General features: G+C 67.8%; 19 protein-coding genes. 13 read left to right on the top strand and 6 right to left on the bottom strand.

The genetic code is table 11. The annotated features are described in order from the left end of the window. Nucleotides 1-6: 6 nt before the first annotated feature. A complete protein-coding gene (locus IPM80_23405; protein ID MBK8961293.1) occupies nt 7-411 on the bottom strand; it encodes a hypothetical protein in 405 nt (134 codons plus the stop codon). 61 nt (nt 412-472) lie between these two features. Then, nucleotides 473-1,675: an MFS transporter gene (locus IPM80_23400; protein ID MBK8961292.1), complete on the bottom strand. Its 1,203-nt coding sequence runs from the start codon at nt 1,673-1,675 to the stop codon at nt 473-475. A 321-nt stretch (nt 1,676-1,996) separates the two neighbouring features. Here IPM80_23400 and IPM80_23395 point away from each other — a divergent pair, with 321 nt between their 5' ends. From IPM80_23395 to IPM80_23345, 11 genes are all read left to right on the top strand, one after another. Next, a complete protein-coding gene (locus IPM80_23395; protein MBK8961291.1) occupies nt 1,997-3,355 on the top strand; it encodes a hypothetical protein in 1,359 nt (452 codons plus the stop codon). Next, a complete protein-coding gene (locus tag IPM80_23390; protein ID MBK8961290.1) occupies nt 3,355-3,927 on the top strand; it encodes an ANTAR domain-containing protein in 573 nt (190 codons plus the stop codon). The genes IPM80_23395 and IPM80_23390 overlap by 1 nt, the downstream gene beginning before the upstream one ends. A 22-nt stretch (nt 3,928-3,949) precedes the next feature. Then, nucleotides 3,950-5,119: an ABC transporter substrate-binding protein gene (locus IPM80_23385; protein MBK8961289.1), complete on the top strand. Its 1,170-nt coding sequence runs from the start codon at nt 3,950-3,952 to the stop codon at nt 5,117-5,119. A 343-nt stretch (nt 5,120-5,462) separates the two neighbouring features. Next, complete coding sequence (locus IPM80_23380) at nt 5,463-6,818, top strand: ABC transporter substrate-binding protein (protein ID MBK8961288.1); 1,356 nt, start codon at nt 5,463-5,465, stop codon at nt 6,816-6,818. Next, complete coding sequence (locus IPM80_23375) at nt 6,815-7,834, top strand: ABC transporter permease (GenBank protein MBK8961287.1); 1,020 nt, start codon at nt 6,815-6,817, stop codon at nt 7,832-7,834. Before IPM80_23380 ends, IPM80_23375 begins: the two co-directional genes overlap by 4 nt. A gap of 17 nt (nt 7,835-7,851) precedes the next feature. Continuing rightward, on the top strand, nt 7,852-9,597 hold the full coding sequence (locus tag IPM80_23370; GenBank protein MBK8961286.1) for an ATP-binding cassette domain-containing protein: 1,746 nt from the start codon (nt 7,852-7,854) through the stop codon (nt 9,595-9,597). A gap of 29 nt (nt 9,598-9,626) precedes the next feature. Next, complete coding sequence (locus IPM80_23365; protein MBK8961285.1) at nt 9,627-12,074, top strand: NAD(P)/FAD-dependent oxidoreductase; 2,448 nt, start codon at nt 9,627-9,629, stop codon at nt 12,072-12,074. Beyond that, nucleotides 12,071-12,412 (top strand): nitrite reductase small subunit NirD, encoded by a 342-nt coding sequence (gene nirD / locus IPM80_23360; protein ID MBK8961284.1) that lies wholly within the window; start codon nt 12,071-12,073, stop codon nt 12,410-12,412. Before IPM80_23365 ends, nirD begins: the two co-directional genes overlap by 4 nt. A gap of 57 nt (nt 12,413-12,469) precedes the next feature. Beyond that, the gene (locus IPM80_23355; GenBank protein MBK8961283.1) at nt 12,470-15,076 is read left to right on the top strand and encodes a molybdopterin-dependent oxidoreductase; all 2,607 of its coding nucleotides are present in this window, start codon (nt 12,470-12,472) and stop codon (nt 15,074-15,076) included. A 61-nt stretch (nt 15,077-15,137) separates the two neighbouring features. After that, nucleotides 15,138-15,572: a YbaN family protein gene (locus tag IPM80_23350; protein ID MBK8961282.1), complete on the top strand. Its 435-nt coding sequence runs from the start codon at nt 15,138-15,140 to the stop codon at nt 15,570-15,572. 103 nt (nt 15,573-15,675) lie between these two features. After that, nucleotides 15,676-16,230, top strand: coding sequence for a carboxymuconolactone decarboxylase family protein (locus tag IPM80_23345; protein ID MBK8961281.1), 555 nt, complete (start codon nt 15,676-15,678; stop codon nt 16,228-16,230). Nucleotides 16,231-16,348: 118 nt separating this feature from the next. On the opposite strand, the gene IPM80_23340 is transcribed toward IPM80_23345, so the two are convergent. From IPM80_23340 to IPM80_23330, 3 genes are all read right to left on the bottom strand, one after another. Next, entirely contained in the window at nt 16,349-16,588 is a 240-nt protein-coding gene (locus IPM80_23340) for a CDGSH iron-sulfur domain-containing protein (protein MBK8961280.1), read from the bottom strand. 64 nt (nt 16,589-16,652) lie between these two features. Then, nucleotides 16,653-17,231 carry a YceI family protein gene (locus tag IPM80_23335; GenBank protein MBK8961279.1) on the bottom strand — a complete coding sequence of 193 codons (579 nt, stop codon included), beginning with the start codon at nt 17,229-17,231 and terminating at the stop codon, nt 16,653-16,655. Between the two features lie 39 nt (nt 17,232-17,270). Then, a complete protein-coding gene (locus IPM80_23330; GenBank protein MBK8961278.1) occupies nt 17,271-18,131 on the bottom strand; it encodes a dioxygenase in 861 nt (286 codons plus the stop codon). 80 nt (nt 18,132-18,211) lie between these two features. Between IPM80_23330 and IPM80_23325 the strand changes: the two genes are divergently transcribed. After that, nucleotides 18,212-19,102, top strand: a complete 891-nt coding sequence (locus IPM80_23325; protein MBK8961277.1) for a LysR family transcriptional regulator — start codon at nt 18,212-18,214, stop codon at nt 19,100-19,102. A gap of 19 nt (nt 19,103-19,121) precedes the next feature. Here IPM80_23325 and IPM80_23320 read toward each other — a convergent pair whose 3' ends face one another. Further along, nucleotides 19,122-19,577, bottom strand: a complete 456-nt coding sequence (locus tag IPM80_23320; GenBank protein MBK8961276.1) for a nitroreductase family deazaflavin-dependent oxidoreductase — start codon at nt 19,575-19,577, stop codon at nt 19,122-19,124. Between the two features lie 73 nt (nt 19,578-19,650). Here IPM80_23320 and IPM80_23315 point away from each other — a divergent pair, with 73 nt between their 5' ends. Further along, the gene (locus tag IPM80_23315; protein ID MBK8961275.1) at nt 19,651-20,463 is read left to right on the top strand and encodes a transglutaminase family protein; all 813 of its coding nucleotides are present in this window, start codon (nt 19,651-19,653) and stop codon (nt 20,461-20,463) included. The last annotated feature ends 35 nt before the right edge of the window (nt 20,464-20,498 follow it).

Below are 20,498 nucleotides of genomic sequence, written 5' to 3'. Positions count from 1 at the left end.
ACAGCCTCAGTAAGAGCCCCAGGAATACATGAAGACTTTCTTGCCGCGAAAGTCCGACAGCTTGTGCAGCTTGCCGTCGATATCGGGCAGGCAGAAGTCGGGCGCTTCGAGCGAGAACAGCGAATCGCGACGCTTGCCCAGCGATTCGCCGAAGGCATAGGCCTGGCTGTCGTGGAGCATGGGCTGGCCCATGTAGGCCGCGAACGCGGCGAGATCGACCCGGCCCTGGCCGTCGGTCCACGCCGGCTGCGTGCGCACGCAGGCGTCGCCACGGCACAGGCCTTCAGGTTCGACTTTCCAACCGGTGGCCTGGGCGAGGTCGGCCGCCGTCAGCCACAGGTGAGCGCCGTCGGCGACGGCGTTGATGCCCTCGCTGACCCGCTCGTCATAGAGAATGGTGCTGGTACTCACGCTGGATTCCTCCTCCTGCTAGGCGCGCTGCGCGCGGGAGAAATCTAAGCTGTTTGGGCGCTCAAGGGGAAGCGGCGGCGTGTCCCCGGTCCAGGCGGCCCACCAGCAGCGCGGCGAGCAGCGCGATCAGCGCGCCGGCCCAGAACGTCGCGGCCGCGCCAAAGGCCTGCCACAGTCCGCCGGCCAGCACGCTGGCGAACAGCATGGCCACACCGCTCGTGAGGTTGAACAGGCCGAAAGCCGAGCCGCGCAGGGCGGCCGGCGCGTGTTCCGCCACCAGCTTGGCGAGCAGGCCCTGGCTCAATGCCATGTGCAGGCCCCACAGCGCGATGCCGCTGAACACGAGCGCCAGGCCATCACCGAGCGCGAGCAGCACATCGGCCGCCATCAAGGCCGCCAGCGAGGCCAGCAACAGGCCGCGCGCGCCGATGCGGTCCGACAGCGCGCCAGCCGGGTAGGCGCCGAGAGCGTAGACCACGTTCATCGTCACCAGCACCAGCGGCGCCAGCGCCAGCGGCAGCCCGCTGTCGTGCGCCTTGAGGATCAGGAAAGCCTCGCTGAAGCGCGCCAGAGTGAACACCACGCCGAGTGTCACCACCCGCCAGTAAGGCGCACCGAGGCTCGCCAGTTCGGCGAGCCGCAGCGGCGGCGCGCGCGGCGCGTGCGCCGCGGGCCGCTCGGCATCCTCCACGCCGACCAGCACGCACAACACCGCGAGCGCGGCCGGCAGCGCCGCAAACCAGAACACGCTGCGCATGTCGTTGGCGAACACCTGCATGAGCACGATGGCGGCCAGCGGCCCGATGAACGCGCCGACCGTGTCGAGCGCCTGGCGCAGACCATAGGCGCGGCCGCGCTGCTCCAGCGGCGTGACGTCGGCCACCAGCGCATCGCGCGGTGCGCCGCGCAATCCCTTGCCGATGCGATCGATGAAACGCGCGCCGAACACCAGGCCGGCGCTGGCGGCGAGCGGGAACAGGGGTTTGGACAGCGCGCCGAGGCCGTAGCCGAGCAGGATGAGCGGTTTGCGTCGGCCCATGCGATCGGACAGGTAGCCGGAAAACACCTTGGCGATGGCGGCGGTCGCTTCGGCCACGCCATCGATGATGCCGACCAGCATCACGCTCGCGCCGAGGGTGGTGGTGAGGAACAGCGGCAACAGTGCATGGATGGTCTCCGACGAGGCATCCATCAACAGGCTGACCACGCCGAGCGCCCAGACCGTGCGCGGCAGGGGACGGTGTGCATCGGCGCTCGCATTCATCGCCGCACCTTGCGTGGCGTGGTCAAGAAAAGCAATGCCCCGCGCGCGGCGTGCACGCATTTGGGGCCGCGACGATCACGGCGGTGCAAGGGCGCGCCGTTGTCACGAATGCAGGTGGCCTAGACGCGGTAATCGCAGGCTTTTTTTGCTGGCCCCGATATTGCTAAGTCTTCGACGGGAGATGGCCCAATGCCGGGCTCGGTTGATTCGCAACCGTTCCCTGCCGGTTGCAACGGCGCACCGGGTATGTGCTCGCGCGTGATGTCCACGAGGTCCGCGCGCCGCACCCCAAGCCGACAGCAACCGCATGAGGAACCGAGCGTGAGCACGACATCCCGACGCCATCGCGAGATGGCCAGCATCTTGATGACGATGATGATCATGGCAGTAATGCGCAACGCGCCGGCCGACGATTTGTGGCGGGCCTTGAGTGGCGGCAAGCCCGATTTGCTTCTGCGCTATCGCTTCGAAAACGTCGACGACGGCCAGCAGCCACGGCTGGCCGATGCCTATGCCAATACCTTGCGCAGCGCGCTCGGTTACAGCACCGGGCTCTACCATGGCTTCGGACTATATGGCCAACTTGAAGACGTACGCGCGCTCGGTGACGAGGATTTCAACGACGGCGGCCACAACGGCGTGCTGTCGCGCGCGGCGGTGGTCGACCCGCAGGGCACCGAGATCCAGCAGGCCAACCTGCGCTACCGAGGCCTGCCCAAGACCCAGGTCACGCTCGGGCGCCAGGAAATCGAACATCGCGCCGCGCCGTTGCATCGCTACGTCGGCAACGTGCTGTGGCGCCAGAACTGGCAGAGCTACGACGCGCTGCGCGTGGTCAACGACAGCATTGCGGCACTGCACGTCGACTATGCCTACGTGTGGAATGCCAATCGCATATTCGGCGAAGACAATCCCCTGGCCGATCGCGCCGACTTCGATCTCGATGCTCATCTCATCGATCTGAGCTGGCGCGGCATTCCGTATTCGACGCTCGAACCCTACGCCTACCTGCTCGATTTTGGCGACAACCGTCTGGCCGCCACCCGCGCGCTCTCGACCGCGACCTACGGCGCGCGCTTGCAGGGCGCCTACGACCTGGTCGGCTCGGCCTCGAAGCTGTTGTACGCGGTCGAATTCGCCCATCAGCAGGACTACGGCAGCGACACCCCGGTCGACATCAGCGTCAATTACACCCTCGGCGAGATTGGCGTCACGCGCGCGTTCAACCACCCGTGGCTGGAAACGCTCACGCTCAAGGCCAGCGTCGAAGTGTTGGGCGGCGACGGCGCGGTGACGGTCGGCAAGGGCAAGGTCGCGCGCGCCTTCCAGACGCCGCTCGGCACCAACCACGCCTTCCAGGGCTGGGCGGATCGCTTCCTCACCACGCCCGCCGATGGCGTGGTCGACGTCTACGGCACGCTCGCCGTGAAGACCATGGGCGCCAACTTGATGGTTGTCTACCACGACTTCGACGCCGAGCGCGGCGGTTACGACTACGGCAGCGAGTGGGACGTACAGCTCACACGGCCGTTCTTCGAGCACTACACGCTGGGCATCAAGCTCGCGCGTTACGAAGCGTCGGGCAACGCCACCAACCTCGCGCGCAACGGCGCCGCCAGCGCCGGCAAGCAGGCCTACGATCTGACCAAGCTGTGGCTGTGGGCGGAGATGAAGTTCTGATGCGCATCCTGCTCGTCGATGCCTACCCGGAGCGCGCGGCGGTACTGGAAAAGACCCTGCTCGCGGCCGGTCATCACATCGTCGCGCATTTCGATCACGGGCGTTGCCTGCGCGAGCAGGTGCTGCGCGTCGCGCCCGACATGGTGATCATCGACATCGACTCGCCCAATCGCGACATCCTCGAGGACATGCACGCCTTGAATCGCGAACAGCCGCGGCCGGTCGTGATCTTCACCCAGGATGGCGACGAGAGCCTGATCAAGAACGCCCTGGCGGCCGGCGTCAGCGCCTACGTGGTGGGGGATCTCGAGCCGGCGCGGGTGGCGCCGGTGTTGACGGTCGCCATCAGTCGTTTCGAACAGTTCCAGGCGGTGAAACGCGAACTCGACGACGCGCGCAGCGCACTTGCCGAACGCAAGCTGGTGGAAAAGGCCAAGGGCATACTCATGAAGCAGAAAGGCATGGACGAGGGCGCCGCCTACGCGGCGATGCGACGCATGGCCATGGATCGGAATCTCAAACTGGTGGAACTCGCGCGCTCGCTGATCGCCGCCGCCGAGCTCCTGGCCTGAAGCGCGCGGGAGCGCCATCACCATGACCCATACCATCAAGCGGCGCGTCGAACACGAACAAGTGCGCGTCGGCTACCTGGCCCTCACCGATTGCGCGCCGCTGGTGGTGGCGGCCGCGCTCGGCTTCGACGCGCGTCACGGCATCCGCATCGTGGCGTCGCGCGAACCGTCGTGGGCGGCGGTGCGCGACAAGCTGCTGGGCGGCGCGCTCGATGCCGCGCAGATGTTGTACGGCCTGGTGTACGGCGTGGAGCTCGGCATCGGCGGTCCGCGCCGTGACATGGCGGTGCTGATGACACTCAACCAGAACGGCCAGGCCATCACGCTCGGCAACAGTTTGCGTGCGTTGGGCGTAACCAGCGGCGCCGAGCTCGCCGACTATCTCGAACACAGCGGCGAGGACGCGCATTTCGCCCACACCTTTCCGACCGGCACCCACGCCCTGTGGTTGTACTACTGGCTGGCGGCGCACGGCATCGATCCGTTGCGCGATGTGCGCACCTCGACCGTGCCGCCCATGCAGATGGTCGAACGCCTCGGCGAGGGCAGCATCGACGGCTACTGCGCCGGCGAGCCGTGGAATGCCCGCGCGCTCGCCGCGGGTGTCGGCTACACCGTCGCCACCTCGCAGCAGGTATGGCCCGAGCACCCGGAAAAGACCCTCGCCGCCACGCGCGCCTTCGTCAGCGCGCGGCCGCGCGCCGCGCGCGCGCTGGTCATGGCGGTACTGGAGGCATGTCGTTATCTCGACGAACTGCCCAACCGCGTCGGCGTCGCCAACCTGCTGGCCAGCGAAGACTGCCTGGGCTTGCCGGCCTCGCTGATCGCGGCGCGCCTCGGCGGCGACTACATCGATGGTCTCGGTCATCACTGGCAGGACGAACACGCCATCCGCTTTCACGACGCGGGCCGCGTGAACTATCCCTACCTGTCCGACGGCATGTGGTTCATGACCCAGTTTCGACGCTGGGGCCTGCTCCATCACGACCCGGACTACGCGGCGGTCGCGGCCGCGGTCAACCAGTCGGCGCTGTACGCGGATGCGGCCGCCGCGCTCGGCGTGCCGCTGCCGGCCTCGCCCCTGCGCAGCGCGCGTCTCATCGACGGGCGCGTGTGGGACGGCAGCCAGCCGGCCGCCTATGCGCGGGAATTCGACATCGCGTTTCGCGCCGATGCGCGCGCCTCGGCGTGACAGGCGCTGGTGCATGACGCACACAAATGGCGCGCGCGGTCGGCCAGGCATCGCCAGGACGGCGGGCAAACCTTCGATTTTCCCGCATGCGAGGCCCGGTCACGTATTGGCAAGCATGTTGCAACTGTGAAAGCAGACGGATGCACGCGGCGCCAGTGAGCGCCACCCGTCGCGAAGAACGCAGCGCTGCGTTCCATTGAACGATGCTGATGGCGGTCCAACGGCGGGCCTCCATCAACGACCAGGACAACGGTGTCTCGCGCACGACTTTCGAGTCGCTGCCGGACGCCGTTTTTTTTTGCCCGCGGCCAGCACGAGCGCCGCCTGCGACGAGGAATACGAGATGCCGAACACCGCCGTCACCTGCCTGCCACGACGCCTCGCGGCCGCCTGCCTGGCGCTCGCCGCGCTGTGGAGCGGCGGCACGCTCGCCGCCACGCCCGAACAACAGGAACTCAAGATCGGATTCATCAAGCTCACCGATTGCGCACCGCTGGTAGTGGCCTACGAGAAGGGCTACTTCGAAGACGAAGGCCTGTACGTGACCTTGGAAGCGCAGGCCAACTGGAAAGTGGTGCTCGATCGCGTGGTCGACGGTTCGCTCGACGCGTCGCACATGCTGCCCGGCCAGCCGCTGGCGGCCGCCGCCGGTTTCGGCCCGCCGGCCGACCTGGTCGGCGTGGCGGTGATGGGCGTCAACACCCTGGCCGTGACGCTCGGCAACGAAGTGTGGAGCGCGCTCAAGCCGACACTGCCGCTTGCCGACGGCCTTCCCGTGCATCCCATCACGGCCGATCACCTGAAGGGCGTCGTCGATGGCGTCAAGGCCGGTGGCAAGCAGTTCGCGATGGGCATGGTGTTTCCGACTTCCACGCACAATTACCTGTTGCGCTACTGGCTGGCGGCGGGTGGCATTCATCCCGGTTTCTACACCGCCACCGACAGCACCGGTACCACCGATGCCGAGGTGCTGTTGTCGGTCACGCCGCCGCCGCAAATGCCGGCCACGCTCGGTGCCGGCACCATCGCCGGCTTCAGCGTCGGTGAACCGTGGAATCAGCAGGCCGGATTGAAGGGCATCGGCGTGCCTGTGATCACCGCCGCCGAGATCTGGTCGCGCACGCCGGAGAAAGTGCTGGGCCTGCGGCGCGACTTCGTCGACAAGAATCCCGAGACCGTCAAGGCGCTGGTCAAGGCGGTGATCCGCGCCGAGCAGTGGCTGGATGCCGATCGCGGCGCCAACCGCGCGGAACTCGCCAAGATGCTGGCGCGCCCCGAATACGTCGGTGCCGATGTGACGGTGTTGAGCGGGCCGCTGCGCGGCCAATACCAGTACGAAAAAGGTGACGTGCGCGCCACGCCCGAAGCGAACGTCTACTTCGCGGCGCACGCTGGTTATCCCTTCTACGGTGACGCGGTGTGGTATCTCACGCAGATGCGCCGCTGGGGACAGCTGCCGAAGGCGCAGAGCGACGCCTGGTACACCGACACCGCGAAGAAGGTGTACCGCGCCGATGTCTACCGCGCCGCCGCCGAGGAACTGATCGCGGCCGGCGGTGCCGACGCGTCGCTGCTGCCGCCGGCCGACAGCGCGGTGGCGGGCGCGTCGAAGTTCATCGACGGCATCGAGTTCGACGCCGCCCAGCCCAACGCCTACCTCGCCAGGCTCGCCATCGGCCAGCAGGGAGGTGCGAAATGAGCTTCGCCTCTTCCGCCAGTTTCTGCGAGCGCATCGGGCTCGACTGGTTCGCGCCGCTGCTGCGCCTCATCGGCGGCGAACATCCGGCGCGGCAGTTGAAGGCCATGGCTGAACTGTGCGGCGTGCCGCTGCTCGCCATCGCGCTGTTCCTCGGCGTGTGGCAGCTCATCGCCGGCAATGTCGAGACCAGTCTCGGCGCCTTGCCGGGGCCGCGCGCGGTGGCGGCGGAGTTCGGCAAGCTGGTTGCCGAGCACGGCGCCGAACGCGACAAGGCGGCGGCCTTCGCCATGCGCGAGGCCAAGCGCAATGCCGAGCGCGTGGCGCGCGATCCGGCCTTCAAGCCGGTGCAGCGTGCGTGGACCGGCAAGCCGACCTTCTTCGACCAGATAGTCACCAGCCTTGTCACCGTGTTCACCGGTTTCGTGCTGGCGACCTTGGTGGCGGTGCCACTCGGCCTGCTGTGCGGCAGCAGTCGCGTGGTGCAGGCGGCGCTGAATCCGCTCATCCAGGTCTTCAAGCCGGTGTCGCCACTGGCGTGGCTGCCGATCGTGACCTTGCTGGTGAGCGCGGCCTACCAGGGCAACGACGGCTGGCTGTCGAAGTCCTTCCTGGTGTCGGCCATCACCGTGACGCTGTGTTCCTTGTGGCCGACGGTCATCAATACCGCGCTCGGCGTGGCCTCGGTCGACCGGGATCTGATCAACGTCGCGCGCGTGCTGCGACTGTCGTGGCCGCGGCGTATCACGCGCATCGTGCTGCCGGCGGCGCTGCCCTTGATCTTCACCGGCATGCGCCTGTCGCTGGGCGTCGGCTGGATGGTGCTGATCGCGGCCGAGATGCTCGCGCAGAACCCCGGCCTCGGCAAATTCGTGTGGGACGAATTCCAGAACGGCAGTTCGCAATCGCTGGCCCGCATCATGGTCGCGGTGCTGGTGATCGGCTTGGTCGGCTTCCTGCTCGACCGTCTCATGTACACCTTGCAGCAGCTCGTCAGCCGCGGCGCGACGGCGCGCTGAGCGCGGGAGGACTGGTCATGGCATTTCTTGAACTCGACGCGCTGTCCAAGCATTACGCGCAGGGCGCGACACGCATGGAGGTGCTGCGCGATATCAACCTCGAAGTGGCGGAGGGCGAGTTCCTCGCCATCGTCGGTTTCTCCGGCAGCGGCAAGACCACCTTGCTGTCGCTGCTCGCCGGTCTCATTTCCCCCGACAGCGGCAGCATTCGCCTGCGCGGCGCGGCGGTGAGCGGCCCCGGCCCCGATCGCGGCGTGGTGTTCCAATCCTACGCGCTGCTGCCGTGGCTGACGGTGCGCGACAACATCGCGCTTGCGGTCGATGCGGTATGCGCCGCGCGCTCGCGGCGCGATCGCGCGGCGCTGGTCGAGCACTACATCGAACTGGTGGGCCTCGGCCACGCGGCGCTGCGCAAACCGGCGGCGCTGTCGGGCGGCATGCGGCAACGCGTGGCGGTCGCGCGCGCGCTCGCCACCCAGCCCGATATCCTGTTGCTCGACGAACCCTTGTCGGCGCTCGATGCCCTGACCCGCGCGCGCCTGCAGGACGAGATCGAACGCATCTCGCAGGCCGAGGGCAAGACCGTCATCCTCGTCACCAACGATGTCGACGAAGCGCTGTTGCTGGCCGATCGCATCGTGCCGCTGACGCCCGGGCCGGGCGCCACGCTCGGGCCGCAATTCATCGTCAACCTGCCGCGGCCGCGCGAGCGCGCCAGCATGAACGATCACGCCGGCTTCAAGGCGCTGCGCGCCGAGGTCACGCGCTGCCTGCTCGGTTACGCCGAGCAGCAGGCGCGCGACACGGAGACCAATGCCAACACGCCCTTGCCGGCGGTCACGCCCATCACGCAGCTCGTCGAGGCGCCGCCGCGTGCCTACCAGGACGCCGCGCGCTCCGCCATCACGCGCGGCTACGTCGAGTTCCATGACGTCACCAAGACCTATGCCACGCCGGACGGCCCGCTGAACGTGGTGGAGGGCTTCAACCTCAAAATGGAACGCGGCGAAGTGGTGTCGCTGATCGGTCACTCCGGCTGCGGCAAGTCGACGGTGCTGTCGATGATGGCGGGCCTCACCGAGATCTCGGGCGGCGGCATCATCCTCGATGGCCGCGAGATCTGGCACGCCGGCCCCGATCGCGCGGTGGTGTTCCAGGCGCCGTCGCTGCTGCCGTGGCTGTCGGCGCGCGACAACGTGATGCTGGGCGTGGACAAGGTCTATCCCCATGCACAGTCCGGCGAACGGCGCGACATCGCCGAGTACTACCTCGAGCGTGTCGGCCTCGGCGCCGCCATGGAGCGCCTCGCCGGCGAGCTGTCCAACGGCATGCAGCAGCGTGTCGGCATCGCGCGCGCGTTCGCGTTGTCGCCCAAGCTGCTGTTGCTCGACGAACCCTTCGGCATGCTCGACAGCCTGACGCGCTGGGATCTGCAGGAAGTGCTGATGGAGGTGTGGAAGCGTACCCAGGTCACCACCATCTGCATCACCCACGACGTCGACGAAGCGCTGCTGCTGGCCGATCGCGTGGTGATGATGAGCAACGGGCCGCGCGCCCGCGTCGGCCACGTGATGAGCGTCGACCTGCCGCGGCCGCGCACGCGCCAAGCCTTGCTCAACCATCCGCGCTACTACGAGCTGCGCCGCGAGGTGCTGAACTTCCTCGGCGAGCACGACCACGTCGCAACGCCCGGCGCCGCGACACCGAACACCAACACGCCAGCCAAGCCGGGGGTGCGCGGCGCTCCCAAGCAGGCGGCCTGAACATGAATTCCTCAATGGGAGCGACGACGATGCGCGAAAAACTCGTGATCATCGGCAACGGCATGGCGCCCGGGCGCGTGCTCGACGAACTGTTCGATAACGGCGTCGACCGTTACGACATCACCATCTTCAACGCCGAGGCGCGCGTCAATTACGACCGCATCATGCTGTCGCCGGTGCTGTCCGGCGAGAAGCGTTTCGAAGACATCATCATCCACGACGACGCCTGGTACGCGGCGCACGGCATCACCCTCTACAAGGGCAAGCCGGTGATGGCCATCCATCGCGCCAGCAAGACCGTGACCGCGATCGACGGCAGTTCGGTGCCCTACGACAAGCTCCTGATCGCGACCGGCTCGCGGCCCATCATTCCGCCCATGCCGGGCCATGATCTCGTTGGCGTGGTGAGCTACCGGGATCTCGACGATGTCGACGCGATGCTGGCGGCGGCGCGCCGCGGCGGTCGCGCGGTCGTCATCGGTGGCGGCTTGCTGGGCCTCGAAGCGGCGGCGGGCTTGAAGGAGCGCGGCATGCAGGTCACGGTGCTGCATCTCGCCGCCACGCTCATGGAGCGCCAGCTCGACAGCGCCGCCGGTCACCTGCTGGCGCAGGCCTTGAGGCAGCGCGGCATCGAAGTGGTGACCGAGGCCAACACCCGCGCCGTACTCGGCGACAGCCACGTGCAAGCGGTGGAACTCCACGACGGGCGGCGCTTCGACGCCGACCTGGTGGTGTTCGCCATCGGCATTCGTCCCAACACCAGCCTCGCCGCCGCCGCCGATCTGGACGTGGCGCGCGGCATCGTGGTCGGCGATGACCTGCGCACTTCCGATGCCGACATCTTCGCGGTCGGCGAATGCGTCGAGCATCGCGGCCAGTGCTATGGCCTGGTGGCGCCGTTGTACGAGATGGCGCGGGTGGTGGCATCGGAACTGGCGGGCAACAAGGCCGCCTACGCTGGCTCGCAGGTCTCGACCAAGCTCAAGGTGACCGGCATCGACGTCTACTCGGCCGGCGACTTCGCCGATGGCGAAGGGCGCGAGGAGATCGTGTTGCGCGACGCCGCGCGCCACACCTACAAGCGCCTGACGCTGGCCGACAATCGCATCGTCGGCGTGGTGCTGTTCGGCGATACCCGCGACGGCGCGTGGTTCTACCAGCAGATGCGCGAAGCGCGTGACGTCAGCGACACGCGCGACACGCTGATCTTCGGCCAGCACTACGCCGGAGGCGCGGCGCTGGACCCTACGGCGGCCGTTGCAGCCTTGCCCGATGACGCGGAGATCTGCGGCTGCAACGGCGTATGCAAGGGCAAAATCGTCAAGGCCATCGCCGGCCAAGGCTTGAAGACGCTGAACGATGTGCGCGCCCATACCAAGGCTTCGTCGTCCTGTGGTTCCTGCACGGGCCTGGTCGAGCAACTGCTGAAATCGCAGCTCGGCGCCGCCTACAGCGTCGACGCCGTGCCGGCCATGTGCGGCTGCACGCGTCTCGGTCACGACCAGGTGCGGCGGCTCATCCTCGCCAAGGAACTGAAATCCATTCCGGACGTCATGCAGAGCCTGGAATGGACCACCTCCTGCGGCTGCGCCAAGTGTCGACCGGCATTGAACTACTACCTGCTGGCGGCGTGGCCCGGTGAATACCAGGACGACGCGCAGTCGCGCTACATCAACGAGCGCGCGCACGCCAACATCCAGAAGGACGGCACGTTCTCGGTGGTGCCGCGCATGTGGGGCGGCATGACCACGCCGGCCGAGCTGCGCGCCATCGCCGATGTCGCCGAGCGCTTCGCGATCCCGGCGGTGAAGGTCACGGGCGGACAGCGCATCGACCTGCTCGGCGTGCGCAAGCAGGACCTGCCGGCGGTATGGGCCGAGTTGAACGCGGCCGGCATGGTCTCGGGGCACGCCTACGGCAAGGCCCTGCGCACCGTCAAGACCTGTGTCGGCAGCGACTGGTGCCGTTTCGGCACGCAGGATTCCACCGGCCTTGGCATCCGTCTCGAGAAATACCTGTGGGGCGCGTGGACGCCGCACAAGGTCAAGCTCGCGGTGTCGGGCTGCCCGCGCAACTGCGCGGAAGCGACCTGCAAGGACTTCGGCGTGATCTGTGTCGACAGCGGCTACGAACTGCATTTCGCCGGCGCCGCCGGCATGCATCTCAAGGCCACCGAGATCCTGTGCAACGTCGCGACCGAAGACGAAGTGGTGGAGTACTGCGCGGCAACCCTGCAGCTCTACCGCGAGCAGGGCCATTACCTGGAACGCATGTATACCTGGGCGGCGCGGGTCGGCGTGGCGACGGTGCGCGACACCATCGTCACGCGCGCCGATCTGCGCGCGGCGCTGGTGGCGCGTTTCGACAAGGCCCAGCACTACGCCAGGCACGATCCCTGGGCGCAGCGCGCGCACGGTCGCGAGAACGGCGAGTTCCGCTTGATGGCGCGCGTGGCGCGGCCGAGGGTCAGCGCATGAACGCACCGCACAGACATTGGCTGGACGTGGGCCTGGTCAGCGACATCCCGCGGCGCGGCGCGCGGCGCGTGGAAACGCCGTGGATGGCCATCGCGTTGTTTCGCACCATGGACGACCGGGTGTTCGCGCTCGAAGATCGCTGCCCGCATCGCAACGGCCCCTTGAGCCAGGGCATCGTGCACGGCGCCCATGTGACCTGTCCCTTGCACAACCAGGTCATCGGTCTCGAATCGGGCCGCGTGCAGGCGCCCGATCACGGCTGCGTGACCAGCCTGCCGGTCAAGGTCACGGACGGGCGCATCACGCTTGGCCTGCCGCTCGCCATCGGCGCGGAATAGACCGTGGGCGCGCACGGCGTCAAGACCACCTGTGCCTACTGCGGCGTCGGCTGCGGCATGCTGGTCAGCGTCGCCGCCGACGGTGCGGTGAGCGTGGCCGGCGATCCCAACCATCCGGCCAATCATGGCCGCCTGTGCGCGAAGGGCGCGTCGCTGGGCGAGACTCTTGCGACGGAGGGGCGCCTGCTGAAGCCGCGCGTGCACGGCGTGGAAGTGGATTGGGAAGCGGCGCTCACCGAAGTCGCGAAGGGCTTCACGGCCACCATCGCCGCCCATGGCCCGGACTCGGTGGCGTTCTACGTGTCGGGCCAACTCGGCACCGAGGACTACTACGTCGCCAACAAGCTCATGAAGGGCTACATCGGCAGCGCCAACATCGATACCAACAGCCGCCTGTGCATGGCTTCGTCGGTGGCCGCCCACAAGCGCGCCTTCGGAGAAGACGTGGTGCCCGGCGTGTACGCCGATCTCGAGCAGGCCGCCCTGGTGGTGCTGGTGGGGGCCAACCTCGCGTGGTGTCACCCGGTCCTGCATCAGCGCCTCATGGCCGCGCGTGAACAACACGGCACGCGCATCGTCGTCATCGACCCGCGCGCCACCGCCACCAGCGAACACGCCGATCTGCACCTGGCGCTGGCAGCGGGCAGCGACGTGGCCTTGTTCAACGGCCTGCTGCGTTTTCTGAACGACGCGGATCGGTGCGCGCGTGACTACATCGCCGCCCACACCCGCGACTTCGACGCGGCGCTGGCCTGCGCCCACGACTACGACATCGACACCGTGTGCGACATCACCGGCCTCGAACGCGAGGCGGTGACGCAGTTCTATCACTGGTTCGCGGCCGAGCCGCGCACGGTGAGCGCGTGGTCGCAAGGCGTCAACCAATCGAGCGCCGGCACCGACAAGGTCAATGCCATCATCAACTGCCATCTCGCCACCGCGCGCATCGGCCTGCCGGGCTGCGGCCCACTGTCGCTGACCGGCCAGCCGAACGCCATGGGCGGGCGCGAAGTGGGCGGCATGGCCAACACGCTGGCGGCGCATCGCGAGTTCGACGAAGCCGGCGCGGCGGCGGACGTGCAGGCGTTCTGGCACAGCCCACGCATTGCCACGCGCGCCGGCTTGAAAGCGGTGGAGATGTTCCAGGCCGTCGCCGATGGTCGCATCAAGGCGCTCTGGATCATGGCCACCAATCCGCTCGTGAGCCTGCCCGACAGCGCGGCGGTGGCCGCCGCACTCGCGCAGTGTCCGCTGGTGGTGGTGTCGGACATGAGCGCGGAAAGCATCACCGCCGAAGCCGCGCACATCGTGTTGCCGGCCGCCGGCTGGGGCGAGAAGGACGCCACCGTCACCAATTCCGAACGGCGCATCTCGCGACAGCGCGCGTTCGTCGCCGCGCCGGGCGAGGCGCGGCCGGACTGGTGGATGGTGTGCGAAGTCGCCAAGCGCATGGGTTACGGCGCGGCCTTCGATTACCAGGCGCCGTGGCAGATCCTGCGCGAGTACGCGAGCCTGACCGCGCAGGGCGGCACGCGGGTATTGGACCTCGGCGCGCTCGCGAGCTTGAGCGCCGAGAGCTACGACGGTCTCACGCCGCGCCAATGGCCGCTGCCGGCCGGCTGCCTGCCGCGCGCCGAGCGGCGCCTGTTCGCCGACGGCCACTTTGCCCATGCCGACGGACGCGCACGCTTCGTCGCCACGCCTTACCGCGGGCCGCGGGCGCGCGCCGATGCGCGCCATGCCTACACCATGAACAGCGGCCGCACGCGCGATCAATGGCACACCCTCACGCGCAGCGGTCGCGTGCCGCGTCTCGGCAGTCATTGCGCCGAGCCTTACGTCGACATGCACGGCGCCGACGCCGCCGCGCTCGGGCTCGGCGACGCGGCCCTGGCCTGCCTCGAGCGCGATGGGCAGGGCGTGCTGCTGCGCGTGCGCGTAAGCGCCGCGCAAAGCCCAGGCACGGTGTTCGTGCCCATGCATTTCTCCGCTGCCCATGCCAGCAATGCCGGCATCAACGCGCTGGTGCCGGCGGTCACCGATGCGATTTCCGGCCAACCGGAACTGAAGGCCGCGCGCGTCGCGGTGCGCGCCTTCAACGCCGCCTGGTACGGCTTCGCGGTCACGCGTAGCGATGTCATGCCGAGCAGCGCCTACTGGGCGCGCATGCGCTGCGCCGCGGGCTGGCGCATCGAGTGCGCGGACACGCGTGAACTCGACGATATCGACGCCTGGTTCGCAGGCCTGGCCGGCGAGCAGCGGGCCGACGATGACATCGTCGTGTGTCGCGACCGGGCGCGCCATGCCTGGCGCGGCTACCTGTTGCGCGATGGTCGCCTGCACGCCGCGCTGTACGTGGCGCGCACGCCGGTCGCGGTGGCGCGCGAATGGCTGGTGGCGCAGCTCGGCTGCGTCATCCAACCCGCGCAGCGCATGGCGCTGGTGGCGGGTCGCGATGCGTCGAGCGCCGCGACGGCGGGTGCGCCGCTATGCGCGTGTCGGGCGGTCGTCGCCAGCCGCATCCGGGAAGCGGTGCAGGCCGGCCATCACAGCTTGAGCGCGATCGCGCACGCGACCGGCGCCGGCAGCCAGTGCGGCGGCTGTCGCATCGAGGTGCAGCGCGTGATCGACGCCGAACGCAGGTCCTTGCTCGGCGTCAGCTAGGCGCACATTCCTTCGCGCCCGCGGTTGGCGAAAGCGGGCCGCCAGCGTGACAATGGCGTCCATGAATCGCGTAGCCCCCATCCGCGGACTATCGCGCCTGCTGTGGATGCTGGCGGGCGCGGCGCTGTTTGCCGTGGGCGCGCTGGGCGTGGTGTTGCCGGTGTTGCCGACCACGATTTTCTGGTTGGGCGCGGTGGCCTGTTTCGCGCGCAGCCATCCGGCGCTGGCGGAGCGCATCCTGGCGCACCCGGTGTTCGGGCCGCCGCTCAGGCGCTACCGCGATCACGGCGTCATCGAGGCGCGCGGCAAGCGCGCCGCCATCACGGCGATGGCGGTGTCGGGCCTCGCCACCGTCGTCATGACGCGCTCGCTGGTGATCAGCGCCGGCGTATGCGGCACCTTGGCGCTGGTCGCCTTGTACATCGCGACGCGGCCCGAAGCGGCGCCTTGCGCGCCGCGCGACGAACGTCTCGACAAGTTGCCCGAGCGCGGTTGACGCGGTCTCGACCGCCGCCGCACCCCGCTTCGGGGGCTGGTGCGCGCATGACTTCCGTTGGGATGATGTCGCGCATCTTCATCCGCAACCAGGGAGCCTAGCCATGCGCCTTTCCGCGCCCCGTATTCCGCCGCTCGAATCCGACCAATGGAACGCCACCGCCCGCGAAGCCATGCAGCCCTTCATCAAGGCCGGCAGCGACTTCAACATCTTCAAGACCATGACCAACCACGCCGATCTGATGAAGCGCTGGATGGTGTTCGCCAACCATGTGCTGTTCAAGCAGAGCCTCGCGCCCCGCGAGCGCGAACTGCTGATCCTGCGCATCGGCTACCTGTGCAAGGCCGGCTACGAGTGGGGACAGCACGTGCAAGTGGCGCGCGGCTATGGCATGACGGATGACGAGATCCGCAGCGCCAAGAGCGGGCCGTCGACGCCGGGCCTGTCGGAGCTCGACCGCCTGTTACTGCAGGCCACCGACGAACTGCATGCCGATGCGTTCGTCAGCGACGCGACCTGGAATGCGCTGGCCAAGCTGCTCACCACCGAGCAGTTGATGGACATGGTGTTCACCGTCGGCCAGTACAACCTGGTGTCGATGGCCTTGAATTCTTTCGGTGTGCAGCCCGACGAGGGCTTGCCGGGGTGGGATATCTGAGGGGTAAACAAATTGTGGGTCGGACTTCAGTCTGACACCGACACGATCAGCGCATGGGCCGCTGCGTGCATGTCAGACTGAAGTCTGACCCACAGTGAAACGGACTCAGCGGAACGCTTCAGCCCTTCGAATGCGAGCCGTCGCACATCGGTTGCTTGGCGGTCGCCTTGCAGCCGCAGAAATAGACCTTCTTGGATTCGGTGGCGTCGTATTTCAGCGGCGTGATGCCGGTGTCCTTGTGCGCGCCGTCGCAGAACGGCTGCTTGGCGCTCTTGCCACAGGCGCACCACCAGTAGCTCTTGCCGGCTTCGACGTCGACGGCGTAGGGGGTGTTCGAGGCGCGGACGGGTTCAGTCATGTCTATCTCCCTGGTGTTGGCGGCGCGTCGCGCCCGGCTTGATGGCCGGGCGCCGGGCGCGGTTTTACTTCTTGGTGCCTTCGATGCCGAAAGTCAGTTCGACGGAGGTCGAAGCCGGCCCGAGCTCGTAGTTCACGCCGAAGTCGGCGCGCGTCATGGTGTAGGTGCCGATGAAGCCGGCGCGGTAGCCGCCCCACGGGTCCTTGCCTTCACCGACCTTGCTGACCGCAACTTCGATGGGCTTGTCGACGCCATGGAAGCTCAACACGCCGGACAGCACGCCCTTGTCGGCCGTGCCCTTGTAGCCGGTGCTCTTGAAAGTCGCCTTGGCAAACTTGTCGACTTCCAGGAATTCCTTGCTGCGCAGGTGCTTGTCGCGCTCGGCGTGATTGGTGTTGATCGAGGTGGTGTCGACCTCGATGGCGATGCTGCTCGCTTCCGGCTTGGCCGGATCGTAGCTGAAGTTGCCGGCCAGCTTGTCGAAGCGGCCGAACATCCAACTGTAGCCCAAATGCTGGATCTTGAATTCGATGAACGAATGGGTCGGATCAATCTGGAAGTCGGCGGCCGGCGCGAGCGCGCTGAACGCGCCGGTCAGACCGAAAACCGCGGCCGCGAGCGTGCCCTTGGAAATGAGTTGCATGATGTTCTCCTGCTGCGTTGATGAAAGGCCGCGTCGCCGTCAATGAACGGCGGCGTGACCGGAACGAAAGGCATAGGCATCCATGGCCACCACACCGTACATGTAGCTGTGGTGCAGCCGCTCGCCCGACCATGACACGCCGGCGGCGCCGAGTGCGACATGCAAGGGCAGGAAATGTTCGGGACTCGGATGGGCGCGTGCGCCGTGCGGGGCGCAGTCGCGATAGCCAAGCACCGCGTCGCTGTCGCCGGCGGCGATGCGCGCCGCCAGCCACTCGCAGAATTGTTCGCAATAGGGCGGCGTGTGTTCGGCCTGCGCGGTGCCGCGCTGGGCGCGGAAATCGGCGAGGTTGTGCGTGACCGAGCCCGAGCCCATCACCAGTACGTTGTCATGGCGCAGCCCGGCCAGCGCGCGACCCACGCGGAAATGGAACAGCGGTGACTGGGCTGGGCACACCGACACCTGCACCACCGGGATGTCGGCGGCCGGGTACATGCAGGCGAGCGGTATCCAGGTGCCGTGATCGAAGCCCCGGCTGTCGTCGCAACGGGCGGCGATGCCGGCCGCTTGCAGGCGCGCCGCGATGTCGTGGGCGAGGGCGGCGTCGCCGCTTGCGTCGTAGCGCATGTCGAACAGCGCCTGGGGAAAGCCGAAGAAGTCGTGGATGGTAGCGGGCCGCGCGCCGCTCGCCACCTGTACTTCGTCGGTCTCCCAATGGGCGGTGACGGCGACGATGGCGCGCGGCCGCACCAGCGTCGCTCCGAGGCTGTGCAAGAAGTGCCGCGCCGGCCGGTCTTCCAGCGCGATGGTGGGCGCGCCGTGGGAGACGAACAAGGATGCGATGTGATCGATGACGGCCGTCCCGGGGGCAGGGGGGTGCGCAGGGCACAAGCCCGGCATTATGGACCCTGACCAAGGCGATACAATCCCGCCCGAACGAAATTCGTTGTTTCGTTTTCGAAGACAATACAGAGGGACGGATGGACAAGCTGAGTGCCATGCGCGCATTCGCCAAGGTGGCCGAAAGCGGCAATTTCTCCAGCGCCGCGCGGCTGCTCGGTCGCTCCAAGGCGGTGGTCAGCAAGCAGGTCGCGATGCTCGAAGCGTCCCTTGGCGTGCAGCTCCTGGTCCGCACCACCCGCCAGGTGCGTTTGACCGAGGCCGGGCGTCGCTACCAGGAGCGCTGCGCACAGGTGCTGGCCGAACTCGACGATCTCGAATCGAATGTCCGGCAGAGCGAAGCCTCGCCGCGCGGCCTGTTGCGGGTGGCCGGCCCCCAGACCTTCGCCGAGTTGCACCTGTCGGCCGCCATGCGCGAGTTCCTGCGCCGCTTTCCCGATCTCAAGGTGGAACTGGTGTTGACCGATCGCATCGTCGACCTGGTCGACAACGGCTTCGATGTCGCGATCCGGGTCGGCCAGCTGGAGGATTCGAGCCTGCTGGCACGGCGTCTGGCCTCGAGTTCCATCATCACCTGCGCGGCGCCGGAATACCTCGCCAGGCGCGGCGTGCCGCGCACCCCGGAACAGCTCGCCGCGCACGACCTGGTGCTCGACGCCAACCTGCGCCAGCCCGGCACCTGGCGATTCCGGCGCGGCACGCGAACCATCAACGTGCGCGTCAGCGGCGCGTTGCAGGTCAACAGCGCATTGATGGTGCGCCACTTCCTGGTCAGCGGCGCGGGTATCGGGCTGTGCCCCGAGTTCGTGGTGCGGGACGATCTGGAAGCGGGGCGGCTGGTGCCGCTGCTGGAGCAGTTCAGTGGCTATGATCTCGGTGTGTACGCGGTCTACCCGCATACCCGTCACGTGCCGAGCCGCGTGCGGGTGTTCGTCGACTTCCTCGCCGATTACCTGGCCGGCGCGTCGTGACGGCGCGCCGGCCGGCACATCACTTCACCGGCTCGAGCACGATGACCGGGATCTCGCGCGCGGTCTTGGCCTGGTAGGCGGTGAAGGGCGGGTACATGGCCGCCATCTGGTCCCAGATGGCCTTGCGCTCGGCGCCGCTCGCCACGCGTGAGCGCGCCTTGAAGACGTCGTCGGCGACCTGCACCTTGCATTCGGGCTGCTTGGCCAGGTTGTGGTACCAGCCGGGATGCTTGGGATCGCCGCCCTTCGAAGCGATGATGGCGTAGCCGCCGGAGACCTTGCCGTACAGCAGCGGCATCACCGATTCGGCGCCGGACTTGGCGCCGGTGGTGGTCAGCAGCAGGGTCGGCAGTGGGCCCGGGCCGCCGGCGAAGGTCGAATCCCACAGGTGGCCGGCCGCGCCGTCCTTCAGGTATTTTTCGCGGTGCTGGGCAATCCAGCCAGATTCGCTGGCTTCACGTATCGGGTCACTCATGGACGGTTGGCTCCTGTTTTGACGTGCACGGCCGGCGGCCGGGCTGGCCGCATTGTGCGATGTTCCCCGCCTGATGCAAGCCGTCGAACGCGCCGTCGCGCTGCCGCTAGAATTGATCGCCATGAGCAACCCCAAGCTGTTGGAAGAATTTCGCGCCTTCGCCGCCGCGCCGCGCGGCGCAGTCGAAGCCGCGCTGCTGGTCGGACGCGCCATCGCCAAGGATTTCGATGCCGACTGGTGCCGCGCCGAATTGACGCGCCTCGCCGCCGAGGCCGGCGACGATGCCGCGCACATCGCCGCCTGCCTGCAACGCGCGGGCTTCGCCGGCGCCAGCGACTACTACCGCGTGGCCAACAGTTCGCTGGTCGAGGTCTTGCGCAGCCGGCGCGGCATACCGATCTCGCTGGCCATGGTGTTGATCGGCGTGGCCGAGCGCCGCGGTCTCGCCGCGGTCGGCATCAATTTCCCGCGACACTTCCTGGTCGCCATCGATGGGCAACTGGTCGACCCCTTCACCATGCAGCTCACTTCGCGTGACAACTGCCAGGCGTGGCTGGCCGCCAACGCATTGCCGGACGAGGGCGCCTTCCAGGTCGCGTCGCCCATCGACGTGATGCTGCGCATGTTGAACAACCTGCGCCTGTTGGCGCTCGGCCAGGGCAATCACGCCGAGGTCATCGAGTTGTCCGATTACCAGCTGGCGGTGGCGCCACAACCCTTGGCCATCCACATGGAGCGCGTCGAATCGTGGCTGGCCTTGGGCGTGCCGGGCATGGCGCGCCATGAACTCGAATGCGCCATCGAGCTCGCACCGCACGATGCGCTGCGCGCGCAACTCACCGCCAGGCTCGCGACCATCGAAGCGAAGCCGTCGAGTTTGAATTGAGCACGGCGAGGCATGCGTCACCCTGTAGGTGCGAA

This window comes from Pseudomonadota bacterium (assembly GCA_016719885.1).
In the GTDB taxonomy this organism is placed as follows: domain Bacteria; phylum Pseudomonadota; class Gammaproteobacteria.
This window is presented reverse-complemented; position numbering and strand designations above follow the sequence as displayed.

Coding starts and splice junctions, on each gene's coding strand:
- IPM80_23365 (MBK8961285.1), top strand. CDS start 9,627: ATGCGCGAAAAACTCGTGATCATCGGCAACGGCATGGCGCCCGGGCGC.
- IPM80_23330 (MBK8961278.1), bottom strand. CDS start 18,131: ATGCCGGGCTTGTGCCCTGCGCACCCCCCTGCCCCCGGGACGGCCGTC.
- IPM80_23345 (MBK8961281.1), top strand. CDS start 15,676: ATGCGCCTTTCCGCGCCCCGTATTCCGCCGCTCGAATCCGACCAATGG.
- IPM80_23380 (MBK8961288.1), top strand. CDS start 5,463: ATGCCGAACACCGCCGTCACCTGCCTGCCACGACGCCTCGCGGCCGCC.
- IPM80_23370 (MBK8961286.1), top strand. CDS start 7,852: ATGGCATTTCTTGAACTCGACGCGCTGTCCAAGCATTACGCGCAGGGC.
- IPM80_23320 (MBK8961276.1), bottom strand. CDS start 19,577: ATGAGTGACCCGATACGTGAAGCCAGCGAATCTGGCTGGATTGCCCAG.
- IPM80_23385 (MBK8961289.1), top strand. CDS start 3,950: ATGACCCATACCATCAAGCGGCGCGTCGAACACGAACAAGTGCGCGTC.
- IPM80_23375 (MBK8961287.1), top strand. CDS start 6,815: ATGAGCTTCGCCTCTTCCGCCAGTTTCTGCGAGCGCATCGGGCTCGAC.
- IPM80_23325 (MBK8961277.1), top strand. CDS start 18,212: ATGGACAAGCTGAGTGCCATGCGCGCATTCGCCAAGGTGGCCGAAAGC.
- IPM80_23390 (MBK8961290.1), top strand. CDS start 3,355: ATGCGCATCCTGCTCGTCGATGCCTACCCGGAGCGCGCGGCGGTACTG.
- nirD (MBK8961284.1), top strand. CDS start 12,071: ATGAACGCACCGCACAGACATTGGCTGGACGTGGGCCTGGTCAGCGAC.
- IPM80_23335 (MBK8961279.1), bottom strand. CDS start 17,231: ATGCAACTCATTTCCAAGGGCACGCTCGCGGCCGCGGTTTTCGGTCTG.
- IPM80_23340 (MBK8961280.1), bottom strand. CDS start 16,588: ATGACTGAACCCGTCCGCGCCTCGAACACCCCCTACGCCGTCGACGTC.
- IPM80_23400 (MBK8961292.1), bottom strand. CDS start 1,675: ATGAATGCGAGCGCCGATGCACACCGTCCCCTGCCGCGCACGGTCTGG.
- IPM80_23315 (MBK8961275.1), top strand. CDS start 19,651: ATGCAAGCCGTCGAACGCGCCGTCGCGCTGCCGCTAGAATTGATCGCC.
- IPM80_23350 (MBK8961282.1), top strand. CDS start 15,138: ATGAATCGCGTAGCCCCCATCCGCGGACTATCGCGCCTGCTGTGGATG.
- IPM80_23355 (MBK8961283.1), top strand. CDS start 12,470: ATGCTGGTCAGCGTCGCCGCCGACGGTGCGGTGAGCGTGGCCGGCGAT.